The sequence below is a fragment of the Streptomyces sp. NPDC044984 genome (genome assembly GCF_040646935.1).
GTDB lineage: Bacteria > Actinomycetota > Actinomycetes > Streptomycetales > Streptomycetaceae > Streptomyces.
The window spans coordinates 54,375-69,947 of record NZ_JBEZBE010000021.1; the positions used below are offsets into that span (position 1 = coordinate 54,375).

The following is a 15,573-nucleotide window of genomic DNA, read 5'->3' on the forward strand; positions in this document are numbered from 1 at the left end:
GGTGGGTATGGCCTGGGCGTACCCCTTGCTCCCGGAGCGGGGGGAGTGCCGGGCGTTCCGCCTTGACCAGCCCCTTCCGTGATTCTGGTCGAGCCGACCGCCCGGGCCCGGCACGCCAGGGGTGGGGACGTGAGTCATGACACATTCCCCGGTGTAGCGCAAGCGCAACGCGGGAAGGCGTCCGGGGGCGGACATGCCGCAGCGCCCGGCGACATCCATGACGTCATCGGGCACCGCGGCATTTCGATGTACTGAGCGCTGAGAGCGTGCCGCTCGCTGCGACGGCGAGCCGCGACTCAGGGATCTCAGGAGGCGAGAACCTCGTCGAGCAGGGCTTCGGCCTTGTCCTCGTTGGTGTTCTCCGCGAGAGCGAGCTCGCTGACCAGGATCTGGCGCGCCTTGGCGAGCATGCGCTTCTCACCGGCGGAGAGTCCGCGCTCGCGCTCACGACGCCACAGGTCACGCACGACTTCCGCGACCTTGATGACATCGCCCGAGGCGAGCTTCTCCAGATTTGCCTTGTAACGACGGGACCAGTTCGTGGGCTCCTCGGCATACGGAGCGCGCAGCACCTCGAAGACCCGGTCCAGCCCGTCCTGACCGACCACATCACGTACGCCGACGAACTCCGCATTGTCCGCTGGCACACGTACCGTCAGGTCACCCTGGGCGACCTTCAGCACCAAGTAGGTCTTGTCCACGCCTTTGATCTGGCGAGTTTCGATAGCCTCGATCAGCGCGGCCCCGTGATGGGGATAGACCACGGTGTCGCCAACCTTGAACGTCATGTGACAGGTACCCCTTCCGTGGCTATCCAGGGTAACACGGATACGGCGTCTTCTGAATGGCGTTTTCGCAGGTCAGGGCCATTCTCGGGGCTTGACAACAGCGACAGGAACGTGCTGCGGACGTCTAGCGGAAGCAGGTATTCGCAGGTCGGAGCGGCTCTTCGGCGCAAGCGAAACGCGTACGTTACACACATCCGGAGCCCCGCACGAGCGGCCGAACGTCCCCATATGTCCGGTTCCAAGTGCTCGACTTCCGCTACTCCGTTCGGTGCGTGGAGCCGGGTTCCGGTCGAATCCGGAATTGATCACCCGGTGTGAGGATGAGCGGCCGGTGATCAATTTCGGAGCCCTCTGCTCATTCCTTCGCGAGAAATGCGCGATCACTATGGGAATGGCACGGGAGTGCGACGTGAAAGTGACCCAAGTGACTGGTGAGTCACTTGCGCCTCGAGGCACGGAGTACGCCCGTTCCCGACTGCCGGTGAGGCGGTGACCGGGGTTCCGGGCACTCCTTCCCGGGCCGACGCGGGACGTCTCGGGAGGGTCGGGTGCGGCCGCGCGGGAACGGCTCGGTAACCTGAGGCCGCTGACAGACACTTAGGGCGGCTTCACCCGGTCGCCAAACGCTCGAGTCAAGGAGTTGCCGCCGCCGTGAGCAGCAGCCTTCGACGCGGCGCTCTCGCCGCCGCCGCCATCGCGTTCTCGATCGCCTCGCTCTCCGCGTGCGCGGCCGGCCACAACGCCCAGACCCTGGAGATCCAGCCGGACAACGCGTCGACGACCGTCGGCGACATCAAGGTCCAGAACGCCACGGTCATCACCCAGCCCGACCTGGAGTCGACGGGCCCGGCGGTCGTCTCCGCCACGCTGTTCAACGAGGGCCGCACCGACCAGACGCTGGAGTCGGTCACCGTCCCCGGCACCGGCAAGACCGCCGAGCTGACCCCCGCCGAGGGCGGCAGCCTCACCGTCCCGGCCGGCGGCTCGCTGATCCTCGGCGGCGAGGGCAACGCGGCCGCCGTCCTGCCCAGCAGCCGTGAGGCCGTCCGGGACGGCAACGCCCAGAAGATCACCTTCACCTTCAGCAAGACCGGTGACGTGAGCCTGCGCGCGATCGTCTTCCCCGCCGAGCACTTCTTCGAGGAGTGGGGCCCGACCGAGGCCGCCCCCGCGCCGGGCGCCTCGACGGAACCGTCGACGGACCCCTCCGCGGAGTCCTCCGGCGAACCGGCCGACGGCACCACGGACGAGGCCACCGGCGCCCCGGAGGACACCGAGAACACCGAGAACGGTGAGAACGGCGAGTCGACGGAGACCGACGCCCCGTCGGACACCCCGACCGACGCGGCCTCCGCAAGCGCACAGGCCGGCCACTGATCACTCGCACTACACGCTGAAGGGCGGGACCCCGAACAGGGGTCCCGCCCTTCACTGCGTCACCGCGGGCAGTCGTGCCTCCCCCAGTGCCTCACAGGCCTGGGAGGTGCCCCCAGGGCGGCACGGGTGGGCGCGGCGGCACCCCGCAAACGCCGGGCTGCGCAACACCCCCGTCCAGCCCCCGCACCCGCCCCCCGCACCACGGGCTTACGGCTCGAACTTGTACCCCAGCCCCCGCACCGTCACCAGGTACCGCGGCGCCCCCGGATCCGGCTCGATCTTCGCCCGCAGCCGCTTGACGTGCACGTCGAGCGTCTTGGTGTCACCGACGTAGTCGGCACCCCACACCCGGTCGATGAGCTGCATCCGCGTCAGCACCCGCCCCGCGTTCCGCAGCAGCATCTCCAGCAGGTCGAACTCCTTCAGCGGCAGGTCGACCTTGGTGCCGCCCACGGTCACCACGTGCCGGTCGACGTCCATCCGCACCGGCCCGGCCTCCAGGGCCGCCGGAGCGACCTCCTCCGGCTCACCGCGCCGGCGCAGCACCGCGCGGATGCGCGCCACCAGCTCCCGCGAGGAGAACGGCTTGGTGACGTAGTCGTCGGCCCCTATTTCCAGGCCGACAACCTTGTCGATCTCGCTGTCCTTGGCGGTCACCATGATGACCGGGACGTTGGAACGGCCGCGCAACTGGCGGCACACCTCGGTGCCCGGCAGCCCGGGCAGCATCAGGTCGAGCAGTACGAGGTCGGCGCCGTTGCGCTCGAACTCGTCGAGTCCGTCGGGCCCGGTGGTCGCGACGGCGACCTCGAAGCCCTCCTTGCGGAGCATGTACGACAGGGCGTCGGAGAAGGACTCCTCGTCCTCGACGACGAGCACTCGGGTCACGGAAGGACCTCCGGGGAGGGAAGCGTTTCGTACGCGGATGGATCGGAAGAGTGGGGGGATGGGTGGGACGGCCGTCCGGCCTCGTTGTCGAGGTCCTCGGTGTCGTCCCGGTGGGACATCTGATGGGCGCGGTTGCGGGCCGCGCCGGCCTCCGGCAGCCGCAGGGTGAAGGTGGATCCCTGGCCCTCGGCGCTCCACACCGTGACCTCCCCGCCGTGCGAGGCTGCCACGTGTTTCACGATCGCGAGGCCGAGCCCCGTACCGCCGGTGGCACGGGAGCGGGCCGGGTCGACACGGTAGAAGCGCTCGAAGATGCGCTCCTTGTCCTTGTCGGAGATGCCGATGCCCTGGTCGGTCACCGCTATCTCGATCAGGTCCCCGCCGGGCTGGGCGACCGTACGGGCCGCGATGCCCACGCGGGTGCGGGCGGGTGAGTAGTTGACCGCGTTCTCGACGAGGTTGCCGAGCGCGGCGGCGAGCTGGCCGCGGTTGCCCCACACGTGCAGGTCGGCGGTGCCGCCCGCGGCCATGGTGATCTCCTTGGTGCCCGCCTGGTGCCGGCAGCGGTCGATGGCCTCGGCGACCAGTTCGTCGACGCGGATGGGTTCGGCGTCCTCCAGCGGGTCGTCGTTCTGCACCCGGGAGAGGTCGATGAGCTCCTGCACCAGGTTGGTCAGCCGGGTCGCCTCGATCTGCATCCGCCCGGCGAACCGTTCCACCGCCTCGGGGTCGTCGGAGGCGTCCATCACGGCCTCGGAGAGCAGCGAGAGCGCCCCGACGGGGGTCTTCAGCTCGTGGCTGACGTTGGCGACGAAGTCGCGTCGCACCGCCTCGATGCGGCGGGCCTCGGTGAGGTCCTCGACGAGCAGCAGGACGAGCCGGGAGCCGAGCGGCGCGACCCGCGCGGACACCGCGAGGGCCTCGCCGCGTCCGGTCCCCCGGCGGGGCAGGTCCAGCTCGACCTGGCGTATCTCGCCGTCGCGCCGGGTGTCGCGGGCCATCTGCAGCATGGGCTCCACGGCGAGCTTGCCGCCGCGCACCAGTCCGAGGGCGTACGCGGCGGAGCTGGCCTTGACCACGCCGTCGGCCTCGTCGAGGACGACGGCGGACGAGCGCAGCACGGACAGGACGGTGTCCACCCCCGGCGGAAGCACCGGGTCCGTGTGCAGCGAGGTGCGCGTGGGGCGCCGCTGCTCGCGCTCACTGAAGCGGAACGCCAGCATGGCGATGACGCCGGTGAGCACTCCGGCGATCGCTGCCACTGCGGCGACCGCCGCGTTCACGTCCATGCTTCCAGGTTAGGCATGGTGCGGCCGGTCCCCACAGCCGTCGGCGGCCGAGCTCGAACACTCGTCGCCCAGAGTTCACCTTGGAGCCAGGGATGGTTCATTTGGGGTGACGGAATCGGACGCGTACGGGCCCGAACGTGGGAGCGTGGGGAGGAGACCAGGCCCCTGAAGCCCGGACAGAGACGCACGAGAGGAACCCTGATGCGGGACGCGTACCACGAGGAACTGGATTCGATCGGCGACGGTCTGGTGGAGATGGCCCGGCTGGTCGGGTCGGCGATCGGACGCGCCACGACGGCCATCCTCGACGCCGATCTGAAGCTGGCGGAGAGCGTGATCGAGGCCGACCAGAAGGTCGACGAGCTCCAGCACGACCTGGAGGCCCGGGCCATCGCCCTGCTGGCCCGCCAGCAGCCGGTGGCGACCGACCTGCGCATAGTCGTCACCTCGCTGCGGATGTCGGCCGACCTGGAGCGCTCGGGCGACCTGGCCCAGCACGTGGCGAAGCTGGCCCGGCTGCGCTACCCCGAGCGCGCGGTCCCGCAGGACCTGCACGCCACCATCCTGGAGATGGGCCAGCTCGCGCAGCGCCTGATGGCGAAGGCGGCCGAGGTGATCATCACCAAGGACGTCGACCTGGCGCTCCAGCTGGAGCAGGACGACGACGCGATGGACCTGCTGCACCGCACCCTCTTCCAGCACCTGATCGACGACCGCTGGAAGCACGGCATCGAGACGGCCGTCGACGTCACGCTGCTGGGCCGCTACTACGAGCGCTTCGCCGACCACGCGGTCTCGGTCGCCAAGCGGGTGGTGTACCTGGTCACCGGCGAGCACGCGGACGAGATCCAGGCGGACCTGCAGCCGGAGATCCAGGCGGTCAAGGGGGCGGAAGGGGCCTGATCGGGGGCGTACCCGCGCGACGGGGCCCGGCCGGAGGGCGTACGAGCCTCGATGCGCCGTTGATGCGCCCGGCGGAGCGGGCGTGCAATGGGGGCAGGTGTGCACAGGTGCCAGCCCCGAGGAGGGACCCATGGCCGATTCCCCCAGCACGACACCCGACCCCACGCGGGAGCGCGAGACCGAGCAGCCCGCCGAGATCAGGAACCTCACCCTGATCGCCGCCTGCGGCTGCGGCTCGGGCTGCGGCTGCGGCTGCCAGTCGGGCAGCCCCTGCCAGTGCGGCTGACGCCGTACGCACCCGGCCCGCCGACCGACCCAGGACCCCGGCGCCCGTGACGGGCGCCGGGGTCCTCGGCGTGCCGGTGGGTGCGGTGGCGCGCAGGATGGGAGGTGGGTGACAGCCTCGCAACTCACGACTCACGACCTGGAAGTCGGAAGGAGGTGCGGGCCATGACCCAGTTCATGGACGTCCACCACGGCGTGGAGGGCCTCACGGAGGAGAAGCTGCAGCAGGCCCACGAGGCCGACCTCGCGATACAGCAGGAAGAGGGTGTCCACTTCCGGCAGGCGTGGGCGGACCCGGAGTCCGGCACGATCTACTGCCTCTCCGAGGCCCCTTCCGCCGATGCGGTCCAGCGCGTCCACGAACGCACCGGCCACAAGGCGGACGAGATCCACGCGGTGACGCTGTCGGTCTGACCGGGAGGTTCGCGGAGGTTCGCGGAGGTCCACATGCTCGCGGAGGCCGGCGCCTCTCAGGAGGCACTGACCTCCGGGGCCTTCTCCACCACGACCGCTTCCTTCTCCGGAAGCCCCTCCGCCGGAAGTTTCTCCTCCAGAAGCTTCTCTTCCGGAAGCCGCCGCATCAGCAGCCCGTACCCGAGGCCGGCCACCGTCCCGACGACGGCGCACGCCCCCCACAGCCACTCGGCGCCCCAGCGGTCGATCACGAAACCGGACATCAGCGGGGCGACGAGGGCGGCAACCGCCCAGGACATGGTGTACATGCCCTGGTAGCGCCCGCGCCCGTGCACCGGGGAGAGGCGGACGACGAGCCCGGTCTGGGTCGGCGCGTTGACGATCTCGGCCAGCGTCCACACGCACACGGTGAGGGCGAAGACGCCGACCGACCCGGCGAAGGCGGTGAGCCCGAAGCCGTATCCGGCGAGCAGCGAGGAGATCACCAGCAGCCGCCCGGGGTCCCGGTGCTCGATGAACCGGGTGACGGGGATCTGCAGGACGACGATCAGCACGCCGTTGACGGCGATGGCCAGGCCGTAGTCCGCGGGCGTGAACCCGGCCTCCCCCATGGCGACCGGCAGCCCCAGGTACCCCTGCTGGAAGACGAGGGCGATGAGGAAGGACAGCCCGACGACGCTCATGAAGCGCCCGTCGCGCAGCACGGTCAGGAGGGAGACGGACCCGCTCTCCAGGGAGGCGTCCGGGGCGTCCTTGCCGCCCGGCCGGGACTCGGGCAGCTTCACGAAGACGAGGATGGCGCAGACCAGCGTCATGCCGCCCTCGATCAGGAACCCGGCGAGGTAGCTGTACTCGGCGATGAACCCGGCCGCCGCGGAGGAGATCGCGAAGCCCAGGTTGATGGCCCAGTAGTTGAGCGAGAAGGCCCGGATACGGTCCTCCGGCCGCACGATGTCGGCCATCATCGCCTGCACGGCCGGCCGGGAGGCGTTGGAGGCCATGCCCACGAGGAAGGCGACGGCGGCGATGCCGACCGGATCGCGCACGAACCCCAGAGCCGCCACGGACACGGCCGTGGAGACCTGCGCCACGAGCAGCGTGGGCCGCCGCCCCAGCCGGTCGGTCATCACCCCGGCACCCAGCGACGAGATCACCCCGCCGAGCCCGTGCAGCGCGGCGACGAGCCCGGCGTAGGAGGCGGAGTACCCCCGGTCGAGCGTCAGGTAGAGCGCCATGAAGGTGGCGACGAACCCACCGAGCCGGTTGACGAGGGTGCTGGTCCACAGCCACCAGAACTCCCGGGGAAGCCCCGAGACGGACTCACGCGCGGCACGTCTCAGTCCGGCGACTGACATGGGACCCCCGTAGAAGATGTAAGCGTCTGGTACAGCAGGCACAACTTACAAACGCGGGCTCTGCGGGGACCACTCGTTTAACAGATCCCGTCAACCGTCCGCCAAGCGGGCAGGGCGCGCGGCCCGTGCGGGACGTCGATTACGCTCGGGCACATGGCCGACGCACCGTACAAGCTGATCCTCCTCCGCCACGGCGAGAGCGAGTGGAACGAGAAGAACCTGTTCACCGGCTGGGTGGACGTCAACCTCACCCCGAAGGGCGAGAAGGAGGCGACGCGCGGCGGCGAGCTGCTCAAGGACGCCGGCCTGCTGCCCGACGTGCTCCACACCTCCCTCCAGAAGCGCGCGATCCGCACCGCGCAGCTCGCGCTGGAGGCCGCCGACCGCCTGTGGATCCCGGTGAACCGCAGCTGGCGCCTGAACGAGCGTCACTACGGCGCCCTGCAGGGCAAGGACAAGGCGCAGACTCTCGCGGAGTTCGGCGAGGAGCAGTTCATGCTGTGGCGCCGCTCCTACGACACCCCGCCGCCGGCGCTCTCCAACGACGCCGAGTACTCCCAGTTCTCCGACCCGCGCTACGCGACCCTCCCGCCGGAGCTGCGCCCGCAGACGGAGTGCCTGAAGGACGTCGTCGTCCGGATGCTCCCGTACTGGTTCGACTCGATCGTCCCCGACCTCCTGGCCAACCGCACGGTCCTGGTCGCCGCCCACGGCAACAGCCTGCGCGCCCTGGTCAAGCACCTCGACGGCATCTCGGACGCCGACATCGCGGGCCTGAACATCCCGACGGGCATCCCGCTCTACTACGAGCTCGACTCCGACTTCAAGCCGGTCACCCCCGGCGGCAAGTACCTCGACCCGGAGGCGGCCGCAGCGGCGATCGAGGCGGTCAAGAACCAGGGCAAGAAGAAGTAAGCGCCCGCGTCAGTAAGCCCCCTGCCTGCGATTTCACCGCCGGTGGGGGGCTTGCTTGTGGGCTGGGCCGTATCGCCCAAGGATGTCGGAGAGGGGCTGAGTCGAGGGCTCCCAGCTCTCCGTCCAGACGGAGATCCAGGTCGAAGACCTGATCCTCCGCGTCATGAGGGCCAGGCGTCAGCCAGCACGAAGGAGACGACCGTTCCCCCGAAACGGCTCGGTCCGGAGTGCCAGGAAGCGGCGATGGAGTCGACCAGGAGCAGCCCGCGTCCGTGCGCGTCGTCGGCGTCCGGTCGGCGGAGGCGCACGGTGGGGCAACGGCCGTTCCATCTGGTCGGCGGACAGCGAGAACCGGGTACTTGAGGTCGACCAGGTCTCTGTGTCCGAGGAGACGGCGCCCGATCGCGTCAGCACGGTCCTGAACCTGGCCGACGGAGAGGTGACGTGCGTACGGCGCCGGCGCTTCGTCCTGGACGGCAAGCCGGTCCTGCTCGCGACCAGCTACCTCCCCATGCCCCTGGTCGCCGGCTCCGCCATCACCCAGGAGGACACCGGTCCTGGTGGGACGTACGCCAGGCTCGCCGAACTCGGTTACGAGCCGGCGCACTTCCGGGAGGAGATCCGCTCCCGCATGCCGTCGAAGGACGAGGCGACGCAGTTGAGCATGGCTACGGGCACGCCGGTCATCCTCATCTGCCGTACCGCGTTCACGGACCAGGGCCGTCCCGTCGAGGTCAACGAGATGACGCTGGACGCCGCCTCGTACGTCCTGGAGTACGACTTCGACGCGAACCCGAAACCCATGCCGTCCGACGTGCCGGAGCCCCTGGCCAAGTCACCTCGGGACGAAGAGACCCTGAACTAAAGGCCGTCGCGTTCGACCAGTGAGCCGTCAGGGCTCAGTGTGTAGAAGCGTGGCGGATCCATGGCTTCCACGGCTCTGCGCAGCTCCGCTTCCTGCTCGGCGGGATCGGGCCCGTGTGGATCCCTCATGTGGAATCCGTACAGCTCGACGGCGTCCGCGTCGACGTCGTCGGGCTCGGGACGGCCCTCCCGGATGAAGCCGCAGAGCGCGCGCAGCGCGTCGTCGCCCAGTTCCAGAGGGTGGAAGGGGAGGGCGTACGGCTCTTCTTCCTCACCGGGCCAGGGGACGATGTCCGCCGGGCGGTCTCCGGCCCAGTAGGGCAGCTCGAAGGGGAGCGGTTCGCCGATGTTCTCGATGATTCCGCTGTCCGGCGACAGGCTCAGGGAGCGGACGAGGCGCCCGTCCTCCCACACGGCGAACGCCAGCCAGTCGACGACGCTGTGCATGGCGTGCAGGACGAGACGTCGGCCGGCGCTTGCCGCCACGAGGTGTTCCGGAAGCCGGGAAGGGGCGTCGATCATCACTTCCTGATCGCCGATGACCTCCACGCCCGGCCAGCTCGCTGCGTACGCCGTCCCCTTCGGCGGGTACACGCCGTCCCAGAGGTTCGAGCTCTCGCACTGCTTGATCTCCCGGCCCGGGTAGAGCCGCCGCATCATGGTGACCGTCCGGTCAAGATCCGCCGCCCCCACGCGCCGCAGCAATCCCGGCACGTCGCCGTCCGCGTACACCAACAGTCCCGTCTTGGCTCCCACAGCCCCTCCCCAGAGCGTTACGCCTGATGGTGAGCGCACCCTAGCCGCGCGCACTGACAAGGCGGCTCAACCTGCCTGCCCGGCTGAGCCGTCTCCGGGCCGTCTCAGGACGCTCGACGGCGGCCGATGACGATCACCAGGCGCGCGAGCCCACCACTTTTGATCAGGGAGAACCCAGCTCCTCAAGATCCCCGGCAAGACTCGGAGCAAGAAGGAGCAAGCCGCCTCCTTCCGCCCCCGACCTGCGGTTTCCTCGTGGGCGAGGGCTTCTTGCCGTGCCGGACGTCGGTCGTCCCGCCGGGGCGTCGGGGCGGGCGAGGAGACGGTGGACACAGCGGACGGGAGGGGGTGGGCGCATACTGGGGTCAGTGACGGGATCCGCCGCACCGAAGCGGCGTCTGCCCACCAGCCCCTTCAAGGCCCCGGTCATGCCGTCTCCCCGGCACCTCGCCGTGGGCGGCCGGGTCACGCACGACGTGTACGGCCTCGGCCGGGTGATCGCCGTCGAAGGCGGGATCGCGGCGCTCGTGGGCTTCGGTTCGACGCAAGCGCGGATCCTCAGCCCGTACGCGAAGACGACCAAGCTGTAGGACCACTGTGCCCGGTCACGGGACCTGTACCGAAAGAGAGACCTCTCATCGAACCGACCTCGCTGTTCTCCGCTCCGGAGGGGCGACCCCGCCGTTCCGTCGCAGCATCGCCGCCTCCGGCCACGAACCCCTTCTTGAGCCCGGACTTCGGGGAGGACGAGACCTTCGTGCCCGAGGACGCACACGATCCCGCCTCGGACATGCGGGCGGCGCGACCCCGGGCCGCTTGAGGCCGCGTTCCGCAAGGTCCGTCCGGGTGGGCCGGTCTCGTGCCGGCCCACCCGGAGGGTGTGCGCGTGCCCGGTGACGACAGCTCCTACTCCGTGAAGTCGGACCAGACCGTCTGCTGGATGCCGGAGGCCGTGATGCCTCCGGAGTGGCCGCGCAGGCGGAGGTAGTCGGTGAAGAGGTCGGCGTGGCCGTCGCGGTCGGAGTCGCGCAGGCGGAGCCGTTCGCCGAAGGACTCGCCGGCTTCCAGGTCCCCCGGCACGCCCGAGCTGGCGCGGTCGAAGAACTGGGACTTGGATCCGGTGAGCCCCGAGGCGCTGCCGCGCAGGATGTGGACGGCGCCCGCGTCGGCGTGGCCGCCGAGGTCCTCCCCGGGGGCGGCGACGGCGAGGTCCGGGTAGCCGTCGCGGTTGAAGTCGGCGGCCGTCATCGCGTTGCCGAAGCCGTCGTCCCACTCGTTGGCGCCGGGGACGCCCGCGCTGTTCTGCGTGATGTTCTGCTTGCGCCCGTTCGGTCCGGTGGCCGTGCCGTAGATGACGCCGACCGTTCCGGAGCCGTCCGAGCCCGCGTCGGTGACGCTCTCGCCGTACGCGTAGTCGCGGTAGCCGTCACCGTTGAAGTCGTCGGCGTACTCGGCGGGGGCCGCGGACGCGGTGGGGGCGGCGAGGAGCGGAGTGCAGAGCGCCGCTACGAGTGCGGAAGCGGCTGCGAGGGCGGTACGCGAGGAGGGCATGATTCTCCGAGGTCCGAGAAGCGTCCTGTGGACGGACGCTTGAACTGTGATCTTGGACGCGTACGGACCGTCAAGGGTTATGCGCGCCGGCAACGACCGCTCTCCCCTCACGGCGGCTCCGGTTCCGGCTCAGGCGATCTCCCGGATCTCGACGGGGTCGTACGTGCCGTCGTGGAAGGTGAAGGGCTTCACCTCTGTCTCGTACACGTGGCGGATGTGGCCGCCGTGACCGTCGCTCGCGATGTGAGGGGCCATCAGATGCAGGAACGCGTCGAGGTGGAGGACCAGGTCGTCGACCCAGTCCTTGCGGGCGAACAGCTCCCACTCGTACCGCTCCCCCGATGTCGTGAACTCCTGCACCGTACGGCGCAAGGACACGGTGTCGCCGCCGGGGAGGCGGCTGTGGTCGCCCGTGAGCAGCAGCGGGTAGGGGTGGTCGTCCGGGGCCAGGATGTCCGGGCAGTCGTCGTCCATGCCCATGTGCCAGCGCAGGGCCGCCAGTACCGGGGCCGGGGTGTCGTCGCGCAGGAAGCAGGAGAAGACGACCTCGTAGTGCTCGCTCATGACCGCATTGTGGGGACCCCACTGACATCGCCGCCGCCGAGGTCTCACGGCCCGTCCGCCACCGCTGCCGGACCCCGCTTTGCCGGATCGGCAAACGTGCTCGGGCCCTCGGGGTGGCCTTCCGCATGATCGGGGTACAGAAGACCACCGGGCCCGGAGGAGGGCGCATGTCGCAGTACGCCACGGAGACCACACACCGGCTGGTTCCCTCGCCGGGAGGGCGGATCCATCTCGTGGAGCAGGGGAGCGGGCCGCTGGTGCTGCTCGTGCACGGGTTCCCGGAGTCCTGGTACTCCTGGCGCCACCAGTTGCCGGCCCTCGCCGCGGCGGGGTACCGCGCGGTCGCCGTCGATGTGCGTGGCTACGGGCGTTCCTCCAAGCCGGCCGCGACGGACGCGTACCGGATGACGGCCCTGGTGGAGGACAACGTCGCGGTGGTGCGTGCCCTGGGCGAGGAGTCGGCCGTGGTCGTCGGGCACGACTGGGGCGCGAACATCGCCGCGAACTCCGCGCTGCTCGCGCCGGAGGTGTTCCGCGCGGTGGCGCTGCTGAGCGTCCCCTACGCCCCGCGCGGCGGGCCCCGGCCCAGTGACGTCTTCGCCGGGATGGGCGGTGACGAGGAGTTCTACGTCTCGTACTACCAGGAACCGGGCCGCGCCGAGGCGGAGATCGAGCCCGATGTACGGGGCTGGCTCGCGGGCCTCTACGCGACGCTGTCCGCCGACACCATGCCCGCGCCCGGCGCTCCCGACCCGCACTTCGTCGGCAGGGGCGGGACCATGCGCGACCGGTTCTCCGCGGGCCGGCTGCCCGGCTGGCTGAGCGAGCGGGATCTCGACGTCTACGCCGGGGAGTTCGAGCGGACGGGGATGACCGGCGCGCTCAACCGCTACCGGAACATGGACCGCGACTGGGAGGACCTCGCCGCCCTCGACGGCGCCCCGATCACCCAGCCGTCCCTGTTCGTCGGCGGCCGCCTGGACGCCTCCACGACCTGGATGGCCGACGCGATCGAGGCGTTCCCGGTCACGCTGCCGGGCCTGGTCTCCTCGCACCTGCTCGACGGCTGCGGCCACTGGGTCCAGCAGGAACGCCCCGACGACGTCAACCGTCTCCTCATCGAATGGCTGGCGGCCGCCCTGACCGTGTCGTGACGGTTTGACACCCCGCGGTTGGCGCCAGACCTCCGGGCCGCTGCCGGACTGAGGCGCGGGCACGCTCAGCGCGGCCCGGCGGCGGTCAGCCGCAGGTGCTGGCCCAGGCCGTACGGGTACCACCACGGGCTGTGCGTGCCGGCGTCGAGGTGGTCGATCGCGATCAGGGTGTCCGCCGCCGTCTTGCAGCGCGGGTGGCGGGTGGCGAAGGCGGCGACGCGGGGGCGCTGGGTGGGGAGCCAGGCGGCGACGACCCCGGGGTCGCCGTCGTACCACCAGGTGAAGTCGAAGTCCTCCCAGAGCAGGTCGGTCGCCCAGGCGAAGGCGAGGCGGACCAGGCCGGCTTCCGCCACCGGGCCGAGGAGGCCGGCGAGGGCGGCGAGGTGGTCCAGCCAGGGCCGCAGGTCGCCCGTCGCGTGGGCGATGCCCTCCACCAGGTCCGTGACGTCTCCCGCGGGCCGGCCGTCGGTCAGGGCGACGGCCAGCAGCGCGCGGAACGCCCGCCCCACCGCGGCGCGTTCGGGCGCGGGCCAGTCGGTCAGGGCGGCACCGTAAACGGCCAGGTGGCCGATCTCCAGGTCCGGGTCGTTGCCCTCCTCGCCTCCCGGGCCCCAGTGGCGCAGGGCGCGCGGCATGAGGCGGCGCCACAGGACGGGGTACTGGTCCTCGTCCCAGTGGTCGACGGTCTCCCGCATGAAGTGGCCGAGGACGTCGTCCGGTACGGCGGCGGGGTCGCCGCCGAGCAGGACCAGATCCGACTCCGGGGTGCAGTACGTGCAACCGTCCACCGGGCGGTCGAGTGCGGGGGGCGACGCGAAGACGCGGTCGGCTTCGGCGAGGGCCTGGCGCCACATCGCGTACGGATCGACGTCACGGGGATCGGACATGTCGGCCTGCCACGGGGACTCCGCACAGGGTGCCTGGCGAAGAGCGCGACGTTACCAGCCGCGGGTCCTCCCGGTCCTCCCGGTCCCCCCGGCCCTCATGCCTCATGACGATCAGCGGAGTCGAGGCAGTGGAGCAGGGGTGGGGGCCGGGCCCCGCACAAGCCGTCGCTGCTGCCGTACGCCCTCGGCCGGTGGACCGGACCCCGCCCGCCTGTCCGTTCCACCACCTGGCCGGCGTCTCACGGGTGCATCCGCGCACCCTTGAGGACCTTGTCCACCGCGTTCCTCGGGCCGTGGACCGACAGGCCCACCAGGTCCAGGTCCGCCGTGCCGACGGCGCGGACCGCCGCGCGGTTGGCCTCGTCGTGGCCCGTGGCGAACAGGTCGGAGGTGAAGACCGCGCGGGGCAGGGCACGGGTCAGGGCACGCGCGTGGGCCGCCTTCAGCACTTCCTTCGTGCCCTGGAAGACCAGGACCGGCTGCCGGAACATCGGCAGGTACGGCACGTCGTCCGCGTCCTCGTAGGGTGCGCCGATCAGCTCGGGGAGCTGTGTGCCCAGGCCGCTGACCAGGAACGCGGTGACGTTGAGGCGCTGCCAGGGCTCCAGGTCCTCGCGCAGCAGTACGGCGATCTTCGTGTCGAAGCGAGTGCTCATGCACGGAGACTGCCGATCGGGTCCCGCCCGCGTCTTGTACGTTGTTTGCATGGCCGCAGAGCGCCCCGAACGGGCCGTTTCCGCCTGGCGGCCCCGTGTTCCGGGCGTCGTCGAGGTGTTCCACGCCCGCTTCACGGAGTACGCCTACCCGATGCACGTCCACGACGCCTGGACGCTGCTCATCGTCGACGACGGCGCCGTACGGTACGACCTCGACCGGCACGAGCACGGCACCCCGCACGACACCGTGTCCCTGCTGCCGCCGCACGTCCCCCACAACGGGGCCCCCGCCACTCCCGGCGGCTTCCGCAAGCGGGTGCTGTACCTCGACGCCAGTCATCTCCCCGACGGTCTCATCGGGGCCGCCGTCGACCGGCCCGATCTGCGCGACCCCCTGCTGCGGCGGCGCGTCGGGCAGGTGCACTCCGCGCTCGTGCGGCCCGGGGACGAGCTGGAGGCCGAGAGCAGGCTGGCGCTGGTCGGGGAGCGGCTGCGGGAGCACCTGCGGTCCCGGGAGGTCCTCGGTCCGCCCCGGCGGGACCCCGTGCTCGCACGGCGGCTGCGGGAGCTGCTCGACGAGCGGGTCGTGGAGGGCGTCGGCCTGGCGGAGGCCGGCGGGACGCTGTCCGCCCATCCCGCGCACCTCGTACGGGCGTTCAGCAGGGCCTACGGCATCGCGCCGCACCAGTACCTGATGTCCCGCCGGGTCGGCCGCGCCCGGCGGCTGCTCCTGGAGGGACGGTCACCGAGCGAGGTCGCCGTCGCCACCGGCTTCTACGACCAGGCGCACCTCACCCGGCACTTCCGCAGGCTGGTCGGTGTCACGCCGGGCCGTTACCGGGCGGAGGGCCGGTGACCCCCGCGGAGGGCCGGTGATCCCGGCGGAGGGCCGGTGCCCCCCGCGGAGGCGGGCCACCGGTCCCGCGG

At 70.9% G+C, this 15,573-nt stretch carries 17 protein-coding genes and 2 pseudogenes; 9 read left to right on the top strand and 10 right to left on the bottom strand.

Translation table 11 applies throughout. The features are described from left to right. Nucleotides 1–305: 305 nt before the first annotated feature. Nucleotides 306–788, bottom strand: a complete 483-nt coding sequence (locus AB0A94_RS22960; protein ID WP_003953493.1) for a CarD family transcriptional regulator — start codon at nucleotides 786–788, stop codon at nucleotides 306–308. Nucleotides 789–1,439: 651 nt separating this feature from the next. On the opposite strand from AB0A94_RS22960, the gene AB0A94_RS22965 reads away from it, so the two are divergent. After that, nucleotides 1,440–2,165 carry a DUF461 domain-containing protein gene (locus AB0A94_RS22965; RefSeq protein ID WP_361747036.1) on the top strand — a complete coding sequence of 242 codons (726 nt, stop codon included), beginning with the start codon at nucleotides 1,440–1,442 and terminating at the stop codon, nucleotides 2,163–2,165. 207 nt (nucleotides 2,166–2,372) lie between these two features. Here the strand turns inward: AB0A94_RS22965 and AB0A94_RS22970 are convergent, their stop codons facing one another. Further along, nucleotides 2,373–3,053 carry a response regulator transcription factor gene (locus tag AB0A94_RS22970; protein WP_030829297.1) on the bottom strand — a complete coding sequence of 227 codons (681 nt, stop codon included), beginning with the start codon at nucleotides 3,051–3,053 and terminating at the stop codon, nucleotides 2,373–2,375. Beyond that, complete coding sequence (locus AB0A94_RS22975) at nucleotides 3,050–4,342, bottom strand: ATP-binding protein (RefSeq protein WP_361747038.1); 1,293 nt, start codon at nucleotides 4,340–4,342, stop codon at nucleotides 3,050–3,052. The genes AB0A94_RS22970 and AB0A94_RS22975 overlap by 4 nt, the downstream gene beginning before the upstream one ends. A 201-nt stretch (nucleotides 4,343–4,543) precedes the next feature. Here AB0A94_RS22975 and phoU point away from each other — a divergent pair, with 201 nt between their 5' ends. The 3 genes from phoU (at nucleotide 4,544) to AB0A94_RS22990 (ending at nucleotide 5,944) form a co-directional block, all read left to right on the top strand. Then, nucleotides 4,544–5,245, top strand: a complete 702-nt coding sequence (phoU, locus tag AB0A94_RS22980; protein WP_361747039.1) for a phosphate signaling complex protein PhoU — start codon at nucleotides 4,544–4,546, stop codon at nucleotides 5,243–5,245. 130 nt (nucleotides 5,246–5,375) lie between these two features. Then, nucleotides 5,376–5,531, top strand: a complete 156-nt coding sequence (locus AB0A94_RS22985; protein WP_361747041.1) for a hypothetical protein — start codon at nucleotides 5,376–5,378, stop codon at nucleotides 5,529–5,531. Nucleotides 5,532–5,695: 164 nt separating this feature from the next. Then, nucleotides 5,696–5,944 carry an SCO4226 family nickel-binding protein gene (locus tag AB0A94_RS22990; RefSeq protein WP_361747043.1) on the top strand — a complete coding sequence of 83 codons (249 nt, stop codon included), beginning with the start codon at nucleotides 5,696–5,698 and terminating at the stop codon, nucleotides 5,942–5,944. Between the two features lie 56 nt (nucleotides 5,945–6,000). Here the strand turns inward: AB0A94_RS22990 and AB0A94_RS22995 are convergent, their stop codons facing one another. After that, entirely contained in the window at nucleotides 6,001–7,299 is a 1,299-nt protein-coding gene (locus AB0A94_RS22995; RefSeq protein WP_361747045.1) for an MFS transporter, read from the bottom strand. A 153-nt stretch (nucleotides 7,300–7,452) separates the two neighbouring features. Between AB0A94_RS22995 and AB0A94_RS23000 the strand changes: the two genes are divergently transcribed. Continuing rightward, on the top strand, nucleotides 7,453–8,214 hold the full coding sequence (locus AB0A94_RS23000; protein ID WP_217128664.1) for a phosphoglyceromutase: 762 nt from the start codon (nucleotides 7,453–7,455) through the stop codon (nucleotides 8,212–8,214). A 161-nt stretch (nucleotides 8,215–8,375) separates the two neighbouring features. Here the strand turns inward: AB0A94_RS23000 and AB0A94_RS23005 are convergent. Further along, nucleotides 8,376–8,522, bottom strand: a pseudogene (locus AB0A94_RS23005) (ATP-binding protein); the annotation flags it as partial. On the opposite strand from AB0A94_RS23005, the pseudogene AB0A94_RS23010 reads away from it, so the two are divergent. After that, a pseudogene (locus AB0A94_RS23010) lies at nucleotides 8,522–9,079 on the top strand (UTRA domain-containing protein); the annotation flags it as partial. The pseudogenes AB0A94_RS23005 and AB0A94_RS23010 sit on opposite strands and share 1 nt — an antisense overlap. Here the strand turns inward: AB0A94_RS23010 and AB0A94_RS23015 are convergent. After that, the gene (locus AB0A94_RS23015) at nucleotides 9,076–9,834 is read right to left on the bottom strand and encodes a hypothetical protein (RefSeq protein ID WP_361747047.1); all 759 of its coding nucleotides are present in this window, start codon (nucleotides 9,832–9,834) and stop codon (nucleotides 9,076–9,078) included. The pseudogene AB0A94_RS23010 and the gene AB0A94_RS23015 overlap by 4 nt on opposite strands. Before the next feature lie 368 nt (nucleotides 9,835–10,202). Here AB0A94_RS23015 and AB0A94_RS23020 point away from each other — a divergent pair, with 368 nt between their 5' ends. Beyond that, nucleotides 10,203–10,424: a hypothetical protein gene (locus tag AB0A94_RS23020; protein ID WP_361747050.1), complete on the top strand. Its 222-nt coding sequence runs from the start codon at nucleotides 10,203–10,205 to the stop codon at nucleotides 10,422–10,424. A 316-nt stretch (nucleotides 10,425–10,740) separates the two neighbouring features. Here the strand turns inward: AB0A94_RS23020 and AB0A94_RS23025 are convergent, their stop codons facing one another. Both AB0A94_RS23025 and AB0A94_RS23030 read right to left on the bottom strand, forming a co-directional pair. Beyond that, nucleotides 10,741–11,385 carry an FG-GAP repeat protein gene (locus AB0A94_RS23025; RefSeq protein ID WP_361747053.1) on the bottom strand — a complete coding sequence of 215 codons (645 nt, stop codon included), beginning with the start codon at nucleotides 11,383–11,385 and terminating at the stop codon, nucleotides 10,741–10,743. 129 nt (nucleotides 11,386–11,514) lie between these two features. Then, complete coding sequence (locus AB0A94_RS23030; protein ID WP_361747055.1) at nucleotides 11,515–11,949, bottom strand: hypothetical protein; 435 nt, start codon at nucleotides 11,947–11,949, stop codon at nucleotides 11,515–11,517. A 167-nt stretch (nucleotides 11,950–12,116) separates the two neighbouring features. Here AB0A94_RS23030 and AB0A94_RS23035 point away from each other — a divergent pair, with 167 nt between their 5' ends. Continuing rightward, nucleotides 12,117–13,103, top strand: a complete 987-nt coding sequence (locus AB0A94_RS23035; protein ID WP_361747057.1) for an alpha/beta hydrolase — start codon at nucleotides 12,117–12,119, stop codon at nucleotides 13,101–13,103. A 65-nt stretch (nucleotides 13,104–13,168) separates the two neighbouring features. Here the strand turns inward: AB0A94_RS23035 and AB0A94_RS23040 are convergent, their stop codons facing one another. Together AB0A94_RS23040 and AB0A94_RS23045 are read right to left on the bottom strand one after the other, a co-directional pair. After that, nucleotides 13,169–13,990, bottom strand: a complete 822-nt coding sequence (locus tag AB0A94_RS23040) for a hypothetical protein (protein WP_361747059.1) — start codon at nucleotides 13,988–13,990, stop codon at nucleotides 13,169–13,171. Nucleotides 13,991–14,229: 239 nt separating this feature from the next. After that, complete coding sequence (locus AB0A94_RS23045) at nucleotides 14,230–14,697, bottom strand: DUF2000 domain-containing protein (protein ID WP_361747062.1); 468 nt, start codon at nucleotides 14,695–14,697, stop codon at nucleotides 14,230–14,232. On the opposite strand from AB0A94_RS23045, the gene AB0A94_RS23050 reads away from it, so the two are divergent. Then, nucleotides 14,696–15,502 (top strand): AraC family transcriptional regulator, encoded by an 807-nt coding sequence (locus tag AB0A94_RS23050; protein WP_361747064.1) that lies wholly within the window; start codon nucleotides 14,696–14,698, stop codon nucleotides 15,500–15,502. The genes AB0A94_RS23045 and AB0A94_RS23050 overlap by 2 nt on opposite strands. Nucleotides 15,503–15,573 lie beyond the last annotated feature (71 nt).

Bases quoted from the DNA above. Each gene is read 5' to 3' on its own strand.
- AB0A94_RS22960 (WP_003953493.1), bottom strand. From the start codon at position 788: ATGACGTTCAAGGTTGGCGACACCGTGGTCTATCCCCATCACGGGGCC.
- AB0A94_RS22975 (WP_361747038.1), bottom strand. From the start codon at position 4,342: ATGGACGTGAACGCGGCGGTCGCCGCAGTGGCAGCGATCGCCGGAGTG.
- phoU (WP_361747039.1), top strand. From the start codon at position 4,544: ATGCGGGACGCGTACCACGAGGAACTGGATTCGATCGGCGACGGTCTG.
- AB0A94_RS22985 (WP_361747041.1), top strand. From the start codon at position 5,376: ATGGCCGATTCCCCCAGCACGACACCCGACCCCACGCGGGAGCGCGAG.
- AB0A94_RS22990 (WP_361747043.1), top strand. From the start codon at position 5,696: ATGACCCAGTTCATGGACGTCCACCACGGCGTGGAGGGCCTCACGGAG.
- AB0A94_RS22995 (WP_361747045.1), bottom strand. From the start codon at position 7,299: ATGTCAGTCGCCGGACTGAGACGTGCCGCGCGTGAGTCCGTCTCGGGG.
- AB0A94_RS23000 (WP_217128664.1), top strand. From the start codon at position 7,453: ATGGCCGACGCACCGTACAAGCTGATCCTCCTCCGCCACGGCGAGAGC.
- AB0A94_RS23025 (WP_361747053.1), bottom strand. From the start codon at position 11,385: ATGCCCTCCTCGCGTACCGCCCTCGCAGCCGCTTCCGCACTCGTAGCG.
- AB0A94_RS23030 (WP_361747055.1), bottom strand. From the start codon at position 11,949: ATGAGCGAGCACTACGAGGTCGTCTTCTCCTGCTTCCTGCGCGACGAC.
- AB0A94_RS23035 (WP_361747057.1), top strand. From the start codon at position 12,117: ATGTCGCAGTACGCCACGGAGACCACACACCGGCTGGTTCCCTCGCCG.
- AB0A94_RS23040 (WP_361747059.1), bottom strand. From the start codon at position 13,990: ATGTCCGATCCCCGTGACGTCGATCCGTACGCGATGTGGCGCCAGGCC.
- AB0A94_RS23050 (WP_361747064.1), top strand. From the start codon at position 14,696: ATGGCCGCAGAGCGCCCCGAACGGGCCGTTTCCGCCTGGCGGCCCCGT.
- AB0A94_RS23045 (WP_361747062.1), bottom strand. From the start codon at position 14,697: ATGCAAACAACGTACAAGACGCGGGCGGGACCCGATCGGCAGTCTCCG.